Source organism: Mesorhizobium sp. P2_E6, assembly GCF_056403835.1.
The window spans coordinates 30,397-50,502 of record NZ_JBFUEQ010000021.1 but is presented as its reverse complement, the minus strand read 5'-3'; the positions used below and the strand labels follow the sequence as shown (position 1 = coordinate 50,502).

Below are 20,106 nucleotides of genomic sequence, written 5' to 3'. Positions count from 1 at the left end.
AGGTCAGACTGACAGTTTCGGTAAAAAGATTGAGATGCCTCTCCATCCGACCCGATCATGGAGCGGTCGCGCGCCGACTTCGAAGAGAAGCCAGACCCCTGGCGGGCACTCATCATCTCCGGCGCATCGAAGCCGTTTACGCATCAGCCGTCAACACCACGACCAACGCCGCGCATGGTATGCCACGGTGAGGATCCCTTTGCTTGACAAACCCAGCCCCAAAAGAGAAGCCCGCCGAAGCGGACCTTCTGTCGGTAGCAGTTTTGCGACTCGGTCCAAATTGGCAGCACAACACCCTGGCTCTCACCATCAGCCTTGGAGGCGCCGCGGGCATCGTGTTCGGCCTTGGTGTCCCATCGGGCTGGCGCTGGCGGGCTGACGTGACGCCCTGCTGAAATCCGTCCGAGGTTTAGGCTTGTCAGCAGCTTGTGACGAGCAGCCTGGCGCGGCTCATCAGTCTGGAACTATTTCGCAACGACGACGTTTGGTGGATAGCCAGAAATAGTGCCCAATCAGCGAGGACTTGATCATGAAGTTCCTGACCGGCATGGCCGCCGCCTTGATATCAGCGTTAGCGCTAACGAGCGCTGTTCCAGTTGATGCCGCACCAATTTTCGTTCCTCAGGCGCAAAGCGCGCAGCCCCACGTTTTCCAAGTTCGGGGCGCCAGATGGCGCAACAATCATTGGGGAGGCGGCAATTATGGGCGATACAGAGGTGGCTACTATGGCCACCGCTACTATCGGCGTGGATATGACGGCTACAATGACTTCTTTCCGGGAGGACTTGTCGCAGGAGCCCTGATCGGAAGCATGTTCAACAACGGCTACTACGGTGGCGGCTACTACGATGGCGGGTATTATCCCGACCCGTATTACGGCGGTGGCTATTACCGACCGGTGTATTATCACAGGCACTACTACCATAGGCATTATTATCACCACAGGCACTATCACTACAGGTACTATCATCACAGGTACTATCATCACAGGTACTACTATAACTATGGGCACTACTACCACCACAGGTATTACCATCGTAGGCACTACTACCGCTACTGAAATAGCGCACGCTGCCCGCATCTAGCCCGCTGCCTCACGGGGGGGGGGGGTGGCGGGCTTTTCGGTTCGCCTGTTGAGATACGGGAGTTCTTACGCTCCGCTTGGCACGATGTTCTCAGTCGAGCGCGCCCTGGCAGGCTGATGCTGAGGAAATCAGTGCCCCTAGCGTTGCGCATCAGATGTTCCTCTCGATATGAGCCTCGATCGGATTTGGCGTCGATAGCTCAAATCTTTTAGCTGCCATGAATGTCAGCACGATAGCGGCAGCTATCGATGCAATCACGGTGGCGGTGCGGGCTAGACTTCTCACCATCTTCACTCAACAAAGCCTAGCGGTCCAGGTGGTCATTGAGACGCTTCTGGACAGACTGTTGGCGCTGCGGCGAGCTGTGGCCTCCGATCGAGCGCATCCGCGCCCTTGCCGGTCTCGATCTCGGCGAACTCGCCGACGATCGCGATGCCCTCGGCTTCGGCAAAGCGGGCTTCTCCAAGCCTCGCTGTCAGGCGGCTTTAATGCCCCTCGTCAATCCCGCGACCTTCTTGATGTGCGTTACCGCCGCGTCGCCGCCAGCGGTCTTTGTGAAAAGATCGAGTGTCTCGTCGCCGTCATCACCGACCGGCATGAGCGCCTGATCCATGTAATCCTTTGATGCAGAATTTCGCGAGATCGCACGTGCCGCTACCATAAGACGCACAATTGTGCTGGCGAGGACGGCGTGTTTCCGAAGAGTTTCCCATACGAATCGAGGCCAGAAGTACCAAGGGTTTTCGCGGGGCATGCCGGGGCGCCGCTCCGACGGCCGCTTGAGGCGCAGAAGACCAGTCTGCAACGGATGCACCTTCTCAAGAGGGACTACGGTTGAGAACGTCACGAGGAGCTTGACCAGACTGCCGAGTGGAACGCCAGTCGCGACCGCACGGCGCAACAGCGTACGCATATGCTTGGGCGTGTAGTAGAGCGACCATGCTTCCTGGTAGATGCTCTCCCATTCCTGGCTGGTCATTCTCGGATGTGCTGTGCAGACATGCTCAAGGTCGTAGACGTTGAGATCGGAGTCCATCTCGACCCGCTTCCTCCAAAGGCCCTGGTGGTCCTCCGACCCCGGCAGCGGCGTCAGGTTAAAAAACTCTATTATGTCGAGAGGGAGCTCTTCCTGTATGATCGCGATATCGCGTCTGATCGTCTCGGGCGTGTCCGACGGAAAGCCGAGAATATAGCCCGCCAAAGTCATGATGCCCTGTGCCTTCCAGGCGAGTAGCATCTTACGGTATTCGGTAATCTTGTTCTGCCGCTTTTTGGCCGCAGCAAGATTGTCCGGATTGACGTTCTCCAAGCCAATGAAGACGCGCGTAACACCAGCTCGTTTCGCCTTCTCCACGAAGTTCTCGATCTTGTGGCACAGCGTGTCCACCTGGATCATCAGGCCGAGAGGGATGCCGTCCTTCTCACGCAACGAGATAAGGCGGTCGAAAATCGCTTCCCATTCCCTGTTGCGCGCGAAATTGTCGTCAGTGATGAAGAACTTGTGGACCCCGTGCGTCCAGTTCATCCGCACCAGCTTCTCCACGTCATCTGCGGAGCGGAACCGTGATTTTCGACCTTGCACATTGATGATGGTGCAGAACGAGCATTGATAGGGGCAGCCGCGACCCGCATCGAAACTCGTGCTGAGGCCCATAGTGTGTTCGACGTACTGTTTAGGAAGGAACGGTACCGGCGAACCCTCAATGCCGGGCATATCCTTCAGGAAATCGTATAGCGGCGCGAGCTGGCCTGATGCAGCGTCGCGCAGTACCGCTTCGAATCTGCCTTCGGCCTCGCCTGCAAACATGGAAATGCCCATTTCGCGACAAGCGTCGAGTTCGACCGCGCTCCCGTCCAGCATGGCCAGGCATCCCGAGACATGGAAGCCGCCCATCGCGACGGCCACTTTCGCGTCGCGGAAGGGTCGAGCAATATCGAGCGCGCGGGGATATTGATTGGACTGGACGCCAATCAGAGCGATCATTCCGAAATTGTCGTGCTGCCGGAGCTTCGCCAACAGCGCCGGAATATCGACCCGCGTGTTGGTCTCGTCGATCGCCATGATGTCGATGGCTACGTCTGAACCGAGGATTTCGCGATCCGCACAATCGGTAGCGATGCCATAGACAGCGGCGAGCGAATTCGACGGGATCATCGCTCGCCACCAGCGAATAACGTATCCGTCATCGTCGTAGTGCGATGGCTTTATCAGGACGAGCTGGAAACGTCGCCCCGCGGCTTTTTGAGAAGAAGCGGACAATACACGCACCCCTCGTTTCAAAAGCCAAAGATAGCACGCAGGACTACGCCTGTCGCCCTGCGGGGTCATAATTAAAGTAGCGGGCGAAGATTGAGGAAAGGCGGGTAGGCCCTTCCTCAACGGCTCGAAGGTCGGTCGTTACTTTCATAATCCGCTGACGATTACCGACTTCGCCAGCCGTTATCTGATCGCCTGCGAGGCGCTCTTCACCACGAAGGAAGCCTATGCCTTCACCAAAATCCCTGTTTTTTCCCTGTGCTTCAGGGAACCGAGACCAGAGACGGGTTCGCTTGAGACTGCCAGCACAGCCACGCAATTTGCCAAGTTAGATCAGCTCGTTGTCCAGGTCCGAGCCGATCGGCGCTCGCCTCCGCGCCACCGACCTTGGAGTAGGTGGACCCTCAAGCGGGGTTAGCTCTTGCCAATCGCGTCGCTTTGGCCGCAATCTCGGCGCGAAGAGCCGCTCATCGGATGTCGGCGTGATGGGGATTTTGCCATGACCCGAGATCAGATGCTCGCCCACCTCCGATCCGCAGACGCGGTCGCGCGCGAGGCGGCGGCGCATGGGCATCATCCGTTCGGTTGCGTGCTGGTCGGGCCGGACGATCACGTGCTGATGCGGCAGGGCAATCTCGACACGGTGCGCCATGCCGAGACCGAGCTCGCCCGGCGCGCCGCGGCGACCTACGAGCCGGAGTTCCTGTGGCAATGCACGCTGGTCTCGACCGGTGAGCCCTGCGCGATGTGCACCGGAACGCTCTACTGGGCGAATATCGGCCGGCTGGTCTACGGCTTCGAGGAGAGTAAGCTTCTGGCGCTCACCGGGAATCATGCGGACAACCCGACGATGAGCCTCTCTTCGCGCACCGTACTCGACTCCGGCCAAAAAAAGATCGAGGTCTTTGGCCCCTTCCCCGAGATCGCGGACGAGCTGATCGCACCACACCGCGATTTCTGGAAGCGCTGACACCGTGTCCGGCCCTCCGCCGGGGCGCTCCGTAAGCGCACTCTGACCAAAGCGCTCGGAGAACTCGGGGGCTTAATGGATCGCTTCAACCTCGGCAGCTACCGCCGCCCCATCTCCACCCACTCGGCGGAAACCCAGCGCTGGTTCGATATCGGCCTGAACTGGTGCTACGGCTTCAACCATGAGGAAGGCATCAAGTGTTTTGAGAAGGCACTCGCAACGGACCCTGATTGCCCGATGGTGCATTGGGGCATCGCCTATGCCGCCGGGCCTTTCTACAATCTGACCTGGAAGGAGCATGGCGAGGCCGAGGCGAACAGCGCGACGAAGCGCTGCTTCGAGCATGTTCAACTCGCACGCGCCAATGCGGCTTCCGCCAGCGAGGTCGAAAGGCGATTGATCGAGGCGCTGGCCTGCCGCTTCCAAAAACCGCATCGGGTGACGCCGCCGGAATTCGAGCAGTGGGATGACGCCTACGCCGCCGCGATGCGGCTGGTGTATCAAATCTTTCCTGACGACCATGACGTGATGGCGCTGCTGGTCGAGGCGCTGATGATGCGTACGGTGCGGCGGTTGTGGAACCTCAAGACCGGTGCGCCGGCGCCGAACTCCGACGTGCTCGAGGCGCTCGCGGTTTGCGAGCGGTCGATCCGGCTTGCCGACGAGGCCGGCATTTCACAGCATCCGGCGATCGTCCATCTGCACATCCATCTCCTGGAAATGTCGACCATGCCGGAACGCGGCATGCGATCGGCGGACCTGCTCGGCGAAATGTGCCCCGATGCCGGGCACATGAACCACATGCCGGGTCACATCTATGTGCTGTGCGGCGCGTACGAGAAGGCCAAGCTCGCCAGCGAGAAGGCGGTTCGCGCCAACGACCTCTATCTCGCCTATGCGGACGAGCCGACCTACTACCTGCTCGGCTGCTGCCACGACCTGCATCTGATGATGTTCACCTGCATGTTGCTCGGCCAGTCCAGACCGGCCCTGTGGGCCGCCGAAAGAGTGCGCAGCCTGGTGACGCGCGACGTGGTCAGCCTTCCCGACCGGCCAAAACTCACGCAGACGGTGGAAGGCTACCACGCGATGAAATCGCATGTTGAGGTGCGCTTCGGCCGCTGGCAGGAAATCATCGACGAACCGGTGACCCGGGAGCCCGGCGTCTATGTGCTGACGGCGGCCATGCAGCACTACGCCAAGGGTGTGGCGCACGCGACGCTGAGGAACTTTGCCGAAGGCGAGCGCGAACGCGAGAAATTCCACCGGCATCTGGAAGGCATTCCTATGGAACGGCGCTTCCTCAGCAACCCGACCCGCGCCTCGCTGGCTGTCGGCGCGGCTCTCCTCGATGGCGAGCTTGCCTATCACCAGGGCCGGCATGAGGTGGCGTATGGCCATCTGCGGCAAGCGGTCGAGCTTGACGACAATCTGTCCTACACCGAGCCGTGGGCGTGGATGCACCCGCCGCGCCATGCGCTGGCGGCGCTGCTTCTCGACCAGGGCCACGCCGAGGAAGCCGAACAGGTCTATCGCGACGATCTGGGTCTGAGCAGCAAGGTGCAGCGCTGCGCCCAGCACCCGAACAATGTCTGGGCACTGCACGGGCTGGTGGAATGCCTGAAGCGGCACGACGAGACCGAAGAACTGCCGGCGCTGCAGGCAAGCCTTGCCACGGCGCTGGCCAAGGCAGACGTGCCGATCACCTCGTCCTGCCTCTGCAGGACGAGCGTACGGTCAGCGCCCAGTTGCTGTCACTGAGCCCCGAAGCTACCCCAGCCACTTCTCATAGTCGGACACCAGCAGGTGCACCGGGGGGACGTCCTCGTCGATGTTGGAGAAACGGCCGATCTGCTCGCGGAACACATTGTCGGTGAGATCGTCATTGACGGTCGACACCTCGCCGATCAGCACATCCTTGCCCTCGGCCCAGAAGGCGTGCCAGACGCCGGGCAGCAGCGTGACGCTCTGGCCCGGGTCGAGCTTCAGGAGCCCGCCCGCCGGCAGCCTGTGGATGGTTCCATCGACAGGCACCGACACCTCGGCCTTGGGATCGATACCCCCGTCGCGATCGTGCATGAACAGTTCCAGCACCAGCTTGCCACCGCCGCGGTTGATGATGTCCTCGGCCTTGATGTTGTGGCGGTGCATCGGCGACAGCTGGTCCTTGCGCGAGATCATGATCTTCTCGGCATAGAGCATGCCCATGCCCTTCTTCATGTCTTCGTAGCGGCCGTTGCGAACCGTGAACAGGAACAGACCGAGTTCATCGAACTTCTCCTGCCCATAGTCGGTGATGTCCCAGCCAAGCCGTGAGGTGAAAACGGCCGAGGAATCGACCTGGCGCGCCTTTGCCTCCTGCGGCGACCAATAGGCGAAGGGCGGCATGATGTAGCCGAACGAGCGGATGAAAGCGTCGGCGTCGCGGATGATGTCGTTGATGGCGGAGCGTTTCATGATCATGGTCCTTCGTGTCGACTTTTCCGACATTCGCATAGCCGAAGCCCGATCCGGTGTCGATCCATCTTGCCGCCCTGCCCGGCCTTGCGGCGTGAGCGCATGGACCACAGATCCGCTGCGCTGGCCGCGTGACATCACGCGCTTTCAGGATCATAAACCCTGCGGATTTCCATGGGGTGACAGACGATGCCGACCATCCACGACCTCGATACGCCATCGATCCTGATCGACGCCGTGCGCGCCGAAGCCAACATTGCCCGCGCCCAGGCCCATGCCGACAAGAACGGGTTGAAGCTTAGGCCGCATATCAAGACGCACAAATTGCCCTATTGGGCGAAGAAGCAGGTCGCGGCCGGCGCCGTCGGCATCACCTGCCAGAAGATCGGCGAGGCCGAGGTGATGGCCGACGCTGGCCTGACCGATATTTTTCTCCCCTACAACATTCTTGGGCGGGCCAAGCTGGAACGGCTTCTGGCGCTGCATGGCCGTGTCACCCTGTCGGTGACGGCTGACAGCGTCGAGACGCTCGAGGGGCTGGCGGCCACCTTCACCGATGCCGGCCATCCTCTGCCGGTGCTGGTCGAGTTCGACACCGGCATGGGCCGCTGCGGCGTGCAGACGTCGGATGAAGCCGTTGCGCTGGCAAGGCAGATCGACAAGGCCGGCGGCCTTGCTTTCGGCGGGCTGATGACCTACCCGGCCGCCGGCCGCGCGGCGGAGGCCGAAGCGTGGCTTGCCGACGTCAGGCAGGCCTTGGCCGCTTCGGGCCTCGCCTGTGACCGCATCTCCAGCGGCGGCACGCCGGATATGTGGCGCTCCAACGAGGCATCGGTCGTCACCGAGTATCGCCCCGGCACCTACATCTATCTCGACCGCTACCAGGTCGCCAAAGGCGTCGGCACTCTCGACGATTGCGCGCTGACGGTGCTGTCGACGGTGGTCAGCCATCCCACAGCAACGCGCGCTATCCTCGATGCCGGCAGCAAGGCGCTGTCCAGCGACACGCTGGGGCTTGCCGATTTTGGCGAACTGCTTGGCGTTGCGGGAGCGCGGGTGACGGGCTTGAGCGAGGAGCACGGCACCGTCACGCTTTCAGACCATGCCAAGCTGCGCATCGGCGAACGCGTCCGCGTCGTGCCCGACCATTGCTGCGTCGTCACCAACCTGTTCAACGAGGTCAACCTGATCGACGGCGACAAGGTGCTGGAAACATTGCCGGTGGCAGCGCGCGGACGGATGGGCTAACCCCACGCCAGCGAGTGCTGCCGCGCGCAGCAAGATTTTTTGAGAACTCGCCGGTCGTCAGCTAGCCTGTCGTGCCGCCACACGCCGCATGGCAATAACCCGGCGGCGGCGAATTTCCGTGCGCATCGCCATCAGGTGCAGCGCGAAGAACAGCACCGTGAAGCCGACGGCCATCACCAGCAGCGGCCACAGCAGGCTGGGGTCGATGGTCGGCCCGCCGAGCCTGAACACCGAAGCCGGCTGGTGCAGCGTGTTCCACCAGTCGACCGAGAATTTGATGATCGGGATGTTGATGAAGCCGACCAGCGTGATGATGGCGGCGGCCCAGGCGGCGCGTCCGGCATCGTCGAGCGCGCGGGTCAGCGCGATGATGCCGAGATACATCAGGAACAGCACGAAGACCGAGGTCAGCCGCGCATCCCAGACCCACCAGGTGCCCCACATCGGCTTGCCCCAGATCGAGCCGGTGATCAGCGCCAGCGCCGTAAAGACCGCGCCTATGGGGGCCGCCGATTTCAGCGCCACATCGGCCAGCGGATGCCGCCAGACCAGAGTGCCAAGTGCGGAGACCGCCATCAGCGTGTAGCACATCATGGCGAGCCAGGCGAAAGGCACGTGGATGTACATGATGCGAACGGTAATGCCTTGCTGGAAATCCTCAGGCGCGGCGAAACTCATATAGAGCCCGACGGCAAGGACCAGTGCGGCGATGGACGCCAGCCATGGCACGACCCTGTCGGCCAGCCCGACAAAGCGCGTCGGGTTGGCAAGATCCATCCAGCCGGTCAGGCGTGAAGTCGTGTCGCTCATGCGGATCTACATAGACCGCTCGTGCGCTTGGGGCAATCGAGCGGTGGTGTCGCAGGCTGCCTCCCTTGCATGGAGGTCACTGCGAAGCAGCGGAGGAGGCCCCACCCGGACCTTCGGTCCGACCTCCCCCACAAGGGGGAGGTAAGAACGAAATCAGGCGGCGGCTTCCTGCTGTTGCTGCACGGTGCGGCTGAGGCGGCGAACCTCCTCGTCGTTGAGCAGGCCGCCGGCGCGCAGCAGGCTGGCAAAGCGGCCATTGCGCATCGACAGTTCGGCGAAGCCGCCCATCTCGACCACCCTGCCCTTGTCCATGAACACGACCAGATCGGCGTCGCGAACGGTGGTCAGGCGGTGGGCGATGATGAAGGTGGTGCGGTCGCGCCGCAATTCGTCGATCGCTTCCTTGACCCGATCCTCGGTCTCGACGTCGAGGGCGCTGGTCGCCTCGTCGAGCACCAGGATAGGGGCATCCTTCAGCACGGCGCGGGCAATAGCGATGCGCTGGCGCTCGCCACCTGACAGCTGGCCGCCACGTTCGCCAACCAGCGTGTCATAGCCATTGCTCTTGGACAGGATGAAGTCCTGCGCGGCAGCCGCGGTGGCGGCTGCATGGACCTCGTCATTGGTCGCGTCAGCCCGGCCGACGCGGATGTTGTCCTCGATCGAGCGGTTGAGCAGGCCCGCATCCTGGAACACGGTGGCGATCGAATGACGCAGCGACTTGCGGGTCACGCTGCGGGTGTCGATGCCGTCGACCAGGATACGGCCATGGGACGGCGAGAAGACGCGCTGCAGCAGATTGATGAGCGTGGTCTTGCCGGCCCCCGTCGGGCCGACGATGGCGACCGTCTGACCGGCCTGGACCTCGAACGACACGTCGTCGATGCCCTGGCCCGAATTGGCGAATTCGAAGCCGACATTCTCGAAGCGAACATGGCCGGTGACGTTGGTGAGATCGCGCAACCCGTCCGGCTCGGCGGCGTCGGCCGCGGAATCCTCGAGGTGGTAGAAGTCCTCGAGCTTGGCACGGGCCTCCGAAATCTGGTTGGCGAAAGCCGACATCTGGTCGAGCCTGGCGATCAGCAGCGTGGCAAAGCCGGTGAAGGCGATGACGTCGCCGATACGCAGCTGGCCATGGGTGACCAGATAGGCGCCGATCAGCAGCACCACCATCATCGAAATCGTCGACGACAGACGGTGCAGCGCATTGGCCATCGCCCACCAGTCGAGCACCGGGTTCTGCGCGTCGAGCAGGTTCTTGACGTAGCGGCGCAGCGTGTCCGCCTCGTGGCCGAGGCGGTTGTAGCTCTGCAGGACGGCGACGTTGGAGACCGAGTCGGTCACATGCGCGAAAACCTTGTGGTAATGGCGCTCAACCGCGGCCTGACCTTCCTTGGTCCGCTTCATCACCAGCCGGCCGATGCCAACATAGAGCACGCCGAGCGCCAGCAGCACCATCGACATACGCAGGTCCATGCTGATCGCGGTCGGGATCAGCAGGAACAGTGCGACCGCCGTCGACAGGTGCTGGCGCATGAATTCAAGCCACAGGCTGAACAGGGTCTCGACCGCGCGCAACAGGGTGTGCAGGGCATTGGAGGTGCCGCGCTGGTGATGCCAGGCAAGCGGCATGGTGATCACGCGCTCGAACGACTGGCAAAGCACCTCGCTGCGCCGCTTGTGGGCAAAGCGATCGGCACCGCGCGCCACCAGGACGAAGGCCACGATGTTGAAGGCGCCCAGTCCCGCCCACAGGGCAAGCGTGGCAAAAACCGAACCGCGTTCGGAAATCGCATCGATCACCCGTCCGAACATGATCGGCTCAAGAATGGCGATGATCGCGAGAGCGACGTTGGCCGAACAGATCAACGCGACGCGTTTCCTGTCTGCGGCCAGATAACCGAGCGCTCGCCAGTAGATTTGCAGAAGGGTCACCCCAGTTACTCCGCCATCCTGTTTATTGTGCACTGCATCATTTGACTCGTACCGGTTGATACGTCGCAAAACAATGGCCGTGTACCTCTTCAGTTCCCAATTCGCGAACAAAAGATGGCGACGTTCCGAAATCTGCCGTGATCACCTAACGGTTTGAGAAGACAGGTAAAATGTCAGGCATGCGGCGAAATCATGGCAGCTGGCAGGTGCTGCCACAAATTTAATCAACAACGATGTCTGGCGGATGACCAATGCCGAAATCGCCTTCTACACAGTATAGCGCCAAACAAATGCGGCCTCGCGCCCGCCAAAGGCGACGAGATGCCAAGCCCAGCCAGCCTGGGCGGCGTATGCACTTTGCATCAAGCCTTTGATTTTATGTGCTTTTAATCGGCGCGCCCTTCACCCAAGGCGATGGCAACGCAGGGTGGCATGGCGCCTTACATCCTGTTGTGGTCCCGAAACCGCCCCCGGGCTCTTGAGCCCGAGAGCACGCTTTCTGGGCAAAATGCCTCAGGCCGGGATCCTGATGACGACGTCGGTAACTTCGCCATCCTTCAGTTCGACTGCCGAAACCTTGGTCTTGGCCCCATTCAGCTCCAGCGAAACCGCCTTGGCCTTATTGTCGCGGACGACGCGAACCTTGAGTTCGGCCCCCAGCATCTTGAGGGTTGCCGAGTATCCGTCCCAATGGCCGGGGAGTTTTGGCTTGAACTGAACACGCTTGCCGCGCCGTTCGATGCCGAGGATCCCTTCGACTGCAGCCCTGTAGAGCCAGCCGGCCGAGCCGGTGTACCAGGTCCAGCCGCCACGGCCGCCCTTGTCGTCCCCGGCGTAGATGTCAGCCGCCACCACATAGGGCTCGACGCGATAGTGCTCGGCCGAGGCCTCGTCGGTCGCATGGTTGACCGGGTTCAGCATCGAGAAACAACGATAGGCCTCGTCGGTCCGGCCCATCTCGGCAAGCGCGATGACGAACCACGTGGCGGCGTGGGTGTACTGGCCGCCATTTTCGCGAACACCGGGCGGATAGCTCTTGATGTAACCCGGTTCCTTGTCCGTCTTCGAGAACGGCGGCGTGAACAGCTTGACGATCTTGAGCTTGTCATCGACGAGCAGTTTGGTCGCCTGCTCCATCGCCGTCGTCGATCGGGCCGGATCGCCCTCTCCCGAAAGCACGCTCCAGGACTGGGCGATCGAGTCGATCTTGCACTCCTGCGAGGACCGCGACCCGAGCGGCGTGCCGTCGTCGAAGCTGCCGCGCCTGTACCATTCGCCATCCCATGCCGTGCTTTCAAGCGCCCGCTTCAACGCATCGGCATGCTTTGCCCAGGCTTGCGCGTGCTTGGCATCGCCTTCGGTCTTGGCAATTGCGGCGAAGTCGCCCAGCGTCTTCAGCAGGAACCAGCCGAGCCAGACGCTCTCGCCCTTGCCGTGTTCGCCGACGCGGTTCATCCCGTCGTTCCAGTCGCCGCCGAGGATCAGCGGCAGCCCGGCGGGACTGCTGCGCTTGATGGCAAGATCGAGCGCCCGGGCGCAATGGTCGTAGAGCGACGCCGTCTTCTTCAAAATTTCCGGGGTGAAGAAGGCATCGTGCTCGCCCTCGCCCAGCGCCTGTCCATCGATGAACGGCAGTTGCTGCTTCAGGATGGTGGCATCGCCGGTGACCAGCAAATAGCGCGCCGTGGCGTGGGCCAGCCAGACCACGTCGTCTGAGATCATGGTGCGCACGCCGGCCCCAGTGCGCGGCAGCCACCAGTGCTGCACGTCGCCTTCGGGGAACTGCCGCCGCGCCGCATTGAGGATCTGGTCGCGCGCCAGTTGCGGATCATGCGCCAGCAATGCCAGCGTGTCCTGCAACTGGTCGCGGAAGCCGAACGCACCGCTTGCCTGGTAGAAGGCGGAGCGGGCGCGGATGCGGCAGGCGAGGCTCTGGTAGGGCAGCCAGTGGTTGACCATGGCGTCGAGCGCCTTGTCCGGCGTCTCGACCTGGATGGTGTCGAGGAAGCCGCGCCATTCGCGCTCATTGTCGGCCAGCCGCCGGTCGAAATCCTTGACCCGATGCTCCTGCACCAGGGCGCTGGCCTCCTCGACGGTCTCGGCATCGCCGAGCAGCCAGAGCAGCGTCACGTCGCCGCCGGCCGGGATTTCGATGTCGCGGGCAATCGCAGCGCAAGGATCGTCTCCGGCCTCGACACGACCCGACAACGCCGCGCCGCTCAGCACCGCCTGTGGGAGTTCGCTGGAGCCATGCCGGCCGAGGAACTCCGAACGGTCGGTCGTCACCGAATGGACGCCCCCGTCGGCGGCAAGGAAAGCCACCCGCTCGCTGAAATCGAGCCCGTAGGGGTTTTGCGCCAGCAACGCACCGGTAGCAGCGTCGCGCGACGGGACGATGGTTGCCGCCGTGCGCGACCGATGCCCGCCGAGCACCCATTCGGCATAAGCGTAGACACGCAGCCGCGCCGGCACCGAGCCCGAATTCTGGATACGCAGCCGCGAGATCTTCACCGGGTCGATCGGGTCGACGACATGGGTGAGGTCCATCGACAGCGGCCCGCGCCTCGAACGGAACGTCGAGAAACCCTGGCCGTGCCAGGCCTCGTAGGTCATCGAGGGGTCGCGTACCACGGCGGCGAGCGGCGAGAACGCCTTGCCGCTGGCCTGATCGTAGATGTAGACGCCCTCGCCCGGCCGGTTCGAGACCGGATCGTTCGACCACGGCGTCAGCTGGTAGTCACGGCTGTTGCGGCTCCAGGTGAAGGCGGCACCCTCGGCGGAGGTGTGGAAGCCGAACGAAGCGTTGGAGACGACGTTGATCCATGGCTGCGGCGTCGTGCGCCGGCCAGCCAGGCGCACGACATAGTGCCGCCCGTCGCCATCGAAACCACCGAAGCCATTCCATTGGCCGAGGCCGCTTCCATCGGCGCTGACATCCGCCACGGCCTGCGAAGCGTGCATCACGGGCACCGGCGACGGCAATTCGCGCGCGACCGCCAATGCTGCCGGCTGCAGGGCGTCGCGCGCCTGCAGGGCGGCCGCCTCCGCCCGCTCGATCTGGTCGAAGATGGTGCCGTTGCGCGTGTGCAGGACGACGCGGGCGACAGCGAGCAGCGTCTTGTAGGTGGTCTCGTCCATCAGGTCACGGCGAACCGCGAAAATGTGCTGGCGGGGTCCGAGTTCCTTGCCGCGCAGGCGGCTGTTTTCGCACAGCGTCTCGACCGCCCGCTGCAGATCCTGAACATAGGAGGACGCCTGCTCGTTGACGACGACGAAGTCGATCATCATGCCGCGGGTGCGCATGTACTCCTGGAAACGCAGCGCCTGGGCGACGATTTCGAGATCGGCGACGTCGCCAATCCTGACCAGGAAGATCGGGAAATCGCCCGAAATGCTGGTCGGCCACAGGCTCGATTGCTTGCCCAGCCCCGTGGCGATGGATTCGGCCGGAAGACGCAGGAACGGATCCGGATAGATCAGATAGCGCGCCAGTTTCTGCACATTGGCGGCATCGGTCAGGCTGAGGCCCATATGGCGGGTCTGCACCTGGCTTCGCGTCCAGGCGAGCATGGCCTGGCGGGCAAAACTCTCCGGATGGTCAAGCCGTGCAAGGGCCTCTTCCAGTTCGGCGCGGCTGGCGCCGACCACCGTCCAGAAGGTCAGCGATATCTTCTTGTTGGCAGGGACACGCACCTGGCGGCGCAGCGCTGCGACCGGATCGAGCGTAAAGCCCGAATGGCCGCCAAGCCTGGCGCCGGGGTCGAAGGCGGCCGCGTCGACGATGGTGCGGCCGCGGCCGATGAAGGCACGCCGGTCGGTCTCGGCTTCGGCATCGCGCGCCGATCCGGACGGATCGGTGACGAAATGCACCATGGCGATATCGGGCTCGCTGGTCTCCCGCTTGCGCCGCGTCGCAAAGATCTGCGCATTGTTCGATGCGATTTCGGTTTCGACGAACATCTTCGAGAAAGCCGGATGCGCGTTGTCCGACGCCTCCAGGCCGAGCACCAGTTCGGCAAAGGAGGTGACTTCAATGTGACGGTCGGTCGGCCCGTCATTGTAGAGCGTGACCCGACGGCCCTCGCCATTGCCTTCCGAGATGACAATGCATTCGACTTCGGAGCGCAACGTGCCCACCGATTTGACGAAGCTTGCCTTGTCGTCGGAGAACAAGGTCTGCGCCTTTTCCTCGGCCGCACGCTTCGGCTCGGCCGTAGCCGACCACCAATCGCCGGTGCCTGCGTCCCGCAGGAAGATGTAGGAGCCGAGCCGGTCCTCGGTTGGATCCGGCTGCCAGCGGGTGATGGAGAGATCGCCCCAGCGGCTGTAGCCCGAGCCGGTCGCGGTGACCATCACCGAATAGCGGCCGTTCGACATCACACTGGTCGACCGCAGCGACCGCAACGGATCGAGCACGATGCGGGTGTCGGGGCTCTCGACTTCCGTCTCGTCCTTGGAGCGCTCGTCGGCCTCGGTCCTGACGGTCGCGGTCGGGATGTCGCGCGGTGCCCTCTCCTGCAGCAGCAGTTCAGCCGATTCGATGACCGGGTCACTGTGGAAGCGGTCGCGCATGCGGCCTTCAAAGATGGCGTCGGCGACGGCCACGATCGACATGCCCGAATGGTGGGCCATGTAGTTCTGCACGACGACATGATCGGTGCCTTCCGGCACGCGCTGCGGCGTGAAGTCGACAGCGTCGTAGTAACCGTGGCGGCCAAGCGCGCCGATCTCCCGCAGCCGGGCGAGATTCTGCACGGCTTCGCGCGGGTTGAACTGTGCCGCGAGCACGGTGGCGTAAGGCGCGATCACCGTGTTCTGGCCAAGGCCGCGCTTAAGGCCGAGCCCGGGCACGCCGAAATTGGTGTACTGGTAAGTCAGTTCGCGGTCGCGGGCGTTGTAGGCCGCTTCCGAAATGCCCCACGGCACGTTCTTCTGGCGGCCATACTGGATCTGGCGCTTGATGATCAGCTTGCTGGTCTGGTTGAGAATGCTGCCTTGCGGCTCCTTCATCACCAGCGGCGGCATCAGGTATTCGAACATCGAGCCGGACCAGGACATCAGCGCGCCCTTGAAACCGATCTCGACGATCGGCCGGCCAAGCCGGAACCAGTGCTCGGTCGGCAGGTCGCCCTTGGCGATGGCGAACAGGCTGGTCAGCCGCGCCTCGGAGGCCATAAGGTCGTAGCAGCTTTCATCGAGCTGGTGCTCCTCGACACGGTAGCCGATCGACAGCAGCTTGCGTTCGGGCCGCATCAGGAAGGAAAAATCCATCTCGAAGGCGAAGCGCCGCGTGCGCTCGCGCAAGGTGAGCAGCTTGGCGCGCAGCGCCTCGACGGCATTGTCGTCGCTGTGCGCGTCATGGACATGCGCCTCGCAGGTGGCCTCGAGCCTGGCCGCCCAGTCGACGATGACGTCGCTCTGGGCCGACGCCGCCTCGGTGTGGATGGCGGTGGCGAGCTTGCGGATCTCGCCGGCCAGCACGGCCAGATTGATGGTGCGGATCGACGCCATTTCCGGCTGCGCCTTGATGGTGTCGACCGCGCGCCGCATGCCGTCGAGACGGTCGACGAGGCGCTGGCGCAGGGGTCGCAGCTGGCGGCGGTCGTCGGGCAGTTCGTCGAGGCTCTCGCTGAGGATGGTCACAGTGTCGAGAATGCCTTCGAAATCGCCCTGGAGATGGACGGAGGGCGCTTCCGCCCATTCGGCGCATGCCGCGGCCACCGCCACCAGATGACCGGCAAGATTGCCGCTGTCGACCGCCGAGATGTAGAGCGGGTAGAGCGGCTTCAGCGTCGTCGTGTCATACCAGTTGAAGAGATGGCCACGGTCGCGCGGCATGCCCTCGATCGTCGTCATGGTGGCGTCGATGCGGGTGATGGCGTCGGACAGGCTGATCCAGCCGAAATCGCGGGCAGAGACGACCGACAGCAGGTAGACGCCGATATTGGTCGGCGAGGTGCGCGGCGCCACCACCGGCGCCGGGCTTTCCTGGAAATTGTCCGGCGGCAGATTGTGGTGCTCGGCCGTCACGAAGCTTTCGAAATAATGCCAGGTGCGCCGCGCCACCGTACGCAGTGCGTGGATATCGGCTTGCGATATGCGCAAGCGATCCTCGGTTTCGGCCGAGCGGCTGATCCAGCTGGCGATGGCCGGCGAAGCGATCCAGAACAGGGCGAAGAAGAAAGCAACGAAGGCGCCGGTGGAATCGGCCAGCACCGGGATGGCAAGGCCGACGAAGCCGATAATCACGGCGCCATACATCATGCCGTAATAGGAGCCGACATCGTTGTCGCCGGCCTTGTGCGCCTGCGAGGCGGTGCGCCATTCCAGCAGGTTCTGGCGGCTGACGAAGAGCCGGTAAATCGTGCGGATTATGGCGTCGCCCATCATCCAGGCGTTGTGCGCCATCAGCACGATTTTCAGCGCCACCATGGCGGTACCGAAGGCGACGTCGCGCGCCAGGGCCGAGAAATGGCCGCGCGGCGTCTGGTCGCCGCTCTTGGGCAGGATGGCGTTGACGATGTCGAACGTCGGCGCCATGAACAGGCTGAGGATCAGCAGGGCCTGCCATTGGGCGGCCTGCGTGAAGGGCAGCAGCGTCCAGCCGGCGATCGCGGCCATGACCCAGAAGATCGGCGTCAGCGAGCGGCGCAGATTGTCGACCATCTTCCAGCGCGACAGAGCCGGCACGCCGGAGCGCGGATCGAGCATGAAGCCGAGAAGCTGCCAGTCGCCGCGTGCCCAGCGATGGTGGCGCGATGCGTCGACTGAATAACGGATCGGATAGTCCTCGACCAGTTCGACGTCGGTGACCAGCGCCGAGCGCGCCAGCGCGCCTTCCAGCAGATCGTGGCTTAGGATGGTGTTTTCCTCGATGCGGCCCTGTAGTGCGGCCTCGAAAGCATCGACGTGATAAAGGCCCTTGCCGGTGAAGGACCCGTCGCCGAAGACATCCTGATAGAGATCGGAGACGGCAAAGACATAAGGGTCGAGGCCGCGATTGGCCGAGAACACCCGCTGGAAAAACGACGCATCGTCGCCACTGGTCAGCGACGCGGTGATGCGCGGCTGCAGGATGGCATAGCCGGCCGTGACAACACGCTTGGTAGCATCGAAATGCGGACGGTTGAGCGGATGGCAGAGCTTGCCGACCAGGGTCGCGACCGCGTCGCGGGTGGTGCGCGTGTCGGCATCGAGCGTCATCACATGGACGACGTTCTCGGGCAGCGGCACGTCGAGCGGCAGGAATGTGGTGTCGCTGTCGCCGCGCAGCAGAAGGTCGAGTTCATGCAGCTTGCCGCGCTTGCGCTCCCAGCCCATCCAGGAACCCTGCGCCGCATTGAAGAGGCGCCGCCGGTGCAGGATGTAGAAACGTGGCGCGCCTTCTGAGGGATAGCGGGCGTTGAGACGAGCGATCTCGGCGCGGGCGAATTCGAGGATTTCGGTATCGGCCGCATCGATTTCGGTCTTGCTGTCGGGCCAGTCCGAAAGCAGCGCGAAATAGATTTCATCCGCCGTGTTGGCGAGATGATGCACCTCGATGTTGCGGATGTTTTCCTCGACGTCGTCGCGTGAGCCGATCAGCGACGGCACCACCACCAGGGTGCGCGCCTCAGGCGGCACGCCGTGCCTGTAATCATAGCCAACGAGGCGCGTCGGTTTTAGGAACAGCGATACGACGGTGTTGAAGAAGGCGAGCGCGCCCTCGCTGGCCGGTACGGCAAACAGCGCCAGCATCACGACGATTGACGGCACCGACAGGCCGAGATTGGCCAGCGCGTTGCCGGTGAGCACGAGAAGCAGGGCCGTCAGCGCAAATACCGGTACGACGATGCCAAGCCATCCGGTCTTGCGGAAGGTGCGCTTGACCGTCTGGCTGATGGTCGGCCGATAGCCGATCGTTTTCTCCAGTTCCAGCCGGCGCGGACCGACGAGGAAGAAACCGACATCGGTGTGGGCGGATGCAACTTGGGTGGCAGCGCCTTCATCATCGCCCGATAGGGTCTCGGTGGCGGCGTGATCGGCCAGTTCGATGGCCTTCTCGGCGACGCGATATTCCGAAAGGTCCGAGCGGCGCGCCAGTTCCTCGATCGCGGTCCGGTACTGGTCACGCGAGAAGAAGTCGAGCGCGGCGAAATCGGTGCGCTCGCGCAGCACGGTGTCGATGCGGCTGACGCCTTCGAACCACACCGTCCAGTCGACGTCGTTGATAAGGCGCAGGCCACGGATGATGTTTCCGGTCGTCACATTGCCGCTGGACAGCGTGTGATGTTCGGAAATGATGATCTCCTCGGCGTCGGAGCCGGTCTTTTCGAGCTCGCCTTCGAGCCATTCCAGGGCCTTGCCGGCATTCTGCGATCCATCGCGCAAGCGATAGAGCAGCTGGGTGGCGAAGGTGGTGTCCTGCGCATGAGCGCTGAATTTGGACAGGATCGCCTGCCGGTCCGGGCTGTCGTCGGTCGACAGAACCTTGTCGGCGACATCGTTGGCGATCTGGCGCATCTGGCGGGTGCGGTTGACCCTGACCGCCAGCCGGCGCAGATTTTCGATCAGGACGAAGCGCAGAAGCGACGGCAGCGCCCAGAGTTCGCCGATCTTCAGCGGCTCGAGCGACTGGAAGCCCTGGACGATGGACTTGAACATCGTCGCCGAGACGGAACTGTCCGAATGCGCCACATAGGTCCAAGCCAGCGCCAGCGCGCGCGGCACGCTGCCGCCCTCGGGCAGTTTCAGACTGGGCAGTTGGCGGTAGAAGCGGCGCGGCAGATCGCGCTTGACCTGGAAAATGGTTTCTTCGACCAGATAATTGTTGTCGAGCAGCCACTGCGCCGCCGGCGTGATCGTCTCGCCCCTCGCCTGCGCGGCATTGGTCGAGCGGTAGACTTCCAAGATCTTCTTGGCGCTGTCGCGGATGCGGGCCTGAAAGTCGAACGGCGTCAGGCCGAACAGATCGGTGAGATCGCCTTTTGCCAGGCTTTCCCCAAGCAGGCGAAGGCGCTCTTCGGGCAGGAAATTGGATCGGATCGGCTCTTCCGTGATGGCTGGGAAGCTCGCGCTCGTCTTCTCGATCTGGGCAGGGGTCGTCTGAATATTCATTGAAAATTCCGTATGCGGACACTGAGCGGCGTCACCGCCACGGCAATGGCCCTAAAACCGATTCAAATGCAATTGGTTGCATAATCCCACTTGCTGAAAGTTTGTTTCCGCACCACGACAGGGCGTTATCTCTCAGCAAAAATTCCAAGACGAGCGCCCCTTCTCCCGTCAAGCTCGATCGACGGGGAGGATTCAGGCTTTTTCGTGATGCCGCCGATAGCTTACGCTATATTTCGCCGGCATCGCGA

At 62.9% G+C, this 20,106-nt stretch carries 9 protein-coding genes; 4 read left to right on the top strand and 5 right to left on the bottom strand.

The window, feature by feature from the left end:
- The first annotated feature begins 529 nt into the window (after positions 1-529).
- Complete coding sequence (locus AC1D08_RS32515) at positions 530-1,060, top strand: BA14K family protein (protein ID WP_477228900.1); 531 nt, start codon at positions 530-532, stop codon at positions 1,058-1,060.
- 500 nt (positions 1,061-1,560) lie between these two features.
- Here AC1D08_RS32515 and AC1D08_RS32510 read toward each other — a convergent pair whose 3' ends face one another.
- Positions 1,561-3,345, bottom strand: a complete 1,785-nt coding sequence (locus AC1D08_RS32510) for a B12-binding domain-containing radical SAM protein (protein WP_477228899.1) — start codon at positions 3,343-3,345, stop codon at positions 1,561-1,563.
- Between the two features lie 496 nt (positions 3,346-3,841).
- Here AC1D08_RS32510 and AC1D08_RS32505 point away from each other — a divergent pair, with 496 nt between their 5' ends.
- Together AC1D08_RS32505 and AC1D08_RS32500 are read left to right on the top strand one after the other, a co-directional pair.
- Positions 3,842-4,312, top strand: a complete 471-nt coding sequence (locus tag AC1D08_RS32505) for a nucleoside deaminase (protein WP_457153748.1) — start codon at positions 3,842-3,844, stop codon at positions 4,310-4,312.
- Positions 4,313-4,387: 75 nt separating this feature from the next.
- Complete coding sequence (locus AC1D08_RS32500; RefSeq protein ID WP_457153747.1) at positions 4,388-6,073, top strand: hypothetical protein; 1,686 nt, start codon at positions 4,388-4,390, stop codon at positions 6,071-6,073.
- Between the two features lie 9 nt (positions 6,074-6,082).
- Here AC1D08_RS32500 and AC1D08_RS32495 read toward each other — a convergent pair whose 3' ends face one another.
- Positions 6,083-6,769 carry a D-lyxose/D-mannose family sugar isomerase gene (locus AC1D08_RS32495; protein WP_095086666.1) on the bottom strand — a complete coding sequence of 229 codons (687 nt, stop codon included), beginning with the start codon at positions 6,767-6,769 and terminating at the stop codon, positions 6,083-6,085.
- 189 nt (positions 6,770-6,958) lie between these two features.
- On the opposite strand from AC1D08_RS32495, the gene AC1D08_RS32490 reads away from it, so the two are divergent.
- Positions 6,959-8,017 (top strand): D-TA family PLP-dependent enzyme, encoded by a 1,059-nt coding sequence (locus tag AC1D08_RS32490; RefSeq protein ID WP_457153746.1) that lies wholly within the window; start codon positions 6,959-6,961, stop codon positions 8,015-8,017.
- A gap of 57 nt (positions 8,018-8,074) precedes the next feature.
- Here AC1D08_RS32490 and AC1D08_RS32485 read toward each other — a convergent pair whose 3' ends face one another.
- From AC1D08_RS32485 to AC1D08_RS32475, 3 genes are all read right to left on the bottom strand, one after another.
- A complete protein-coding gene (locus AC1D08_RS32485) occupies positions 8,075-8,827 on the bottom strand; it encodes a heme ABC transporter permease (protein ID WP_457153745.1) in 753 nt (250 codons plus the stop codon).
- Between the two features lie 153 nt (positions 8,828-8,980).
- A complete protein-coding gene (locus AC1D08_RS32480; protein ID WP_095085827.1) occupies positions 8,981-10,762 on the bottom strand; it encodes a glucan ABC transporter ATP-binding protein/ permease in 1,782 nt (593 codons plus the stop codon).
- A 513-nt stretch (positions 10,763-11,275) separates the two neighbouring features.
- Positions 11,276-19,858, bottom strand: a complete 8,583-nt coding sequence (locus AC1D08_RS32475; protein ID WP_477425056.1) for a glycoside hydrolase family 94 protein — start codon at positions 19,856-19,858, stop codon at positions 11,276-11,278.
- Positions 19,859-20,106: the final 248 nt, after the last annotated feature.

What these genes read in the sequence shown, in the direction of transcription:
- AC1D08_RS32515 (WP_477228900.1), top strand. Translation starts at nt 530, where the DNA reads ATGAAGTTCCTGACCGGCATGGCCGCCGCCTTGATATCAGCGTTAGCG.
- AC1D08_RS32505 (WP_457153748.1), top strand. Translation starts at nt 3,842, where the DNA reads ATGACCCGAGATCAGATGCTCGCCCACCTCCGATCCGCAGACGCGGTC.
- AC1D08_RS32475 (WP_477425056.1), bottom strand. Translation starts at nt 19,858, where the DNA reads ATGAATATTCAGACGACCCCTGCCCAGATCGAGAAGACGAGCGCGAGC.
- AC1D08_RS32495 (WP_095086666.1), bottom strand. Translation starts at nt 6,769, where the DNA reads ATGAAACGCTCCGCCATCAACGACATCATCCGCGACGCCGACGCTTTC.
- AC1D08_RS32500 (WP_457153747.1), top strand. Translation starts at nt 4,388, where the DNA reads ATGGATCGCTTCAACCTCGGCAGCTACCGCCGCCCCATCTCCACCCAC.
- AC1D08_RS32490 (WP_457153746.1), top strand. Translation starts at nt 6,959, where the DNA reads ATGCCGACCATCCACGACCTCGATACGCCATCGATCCTGATCGACGCC.
- AC1D08_RS32485 (WP_457153745.1), bottom strand. Translation starts at nt 8,827, where the DNA reads ATGAGCGACACGACTTCACGCCTGACCGGCTGGATGGATCTTGCCAAC.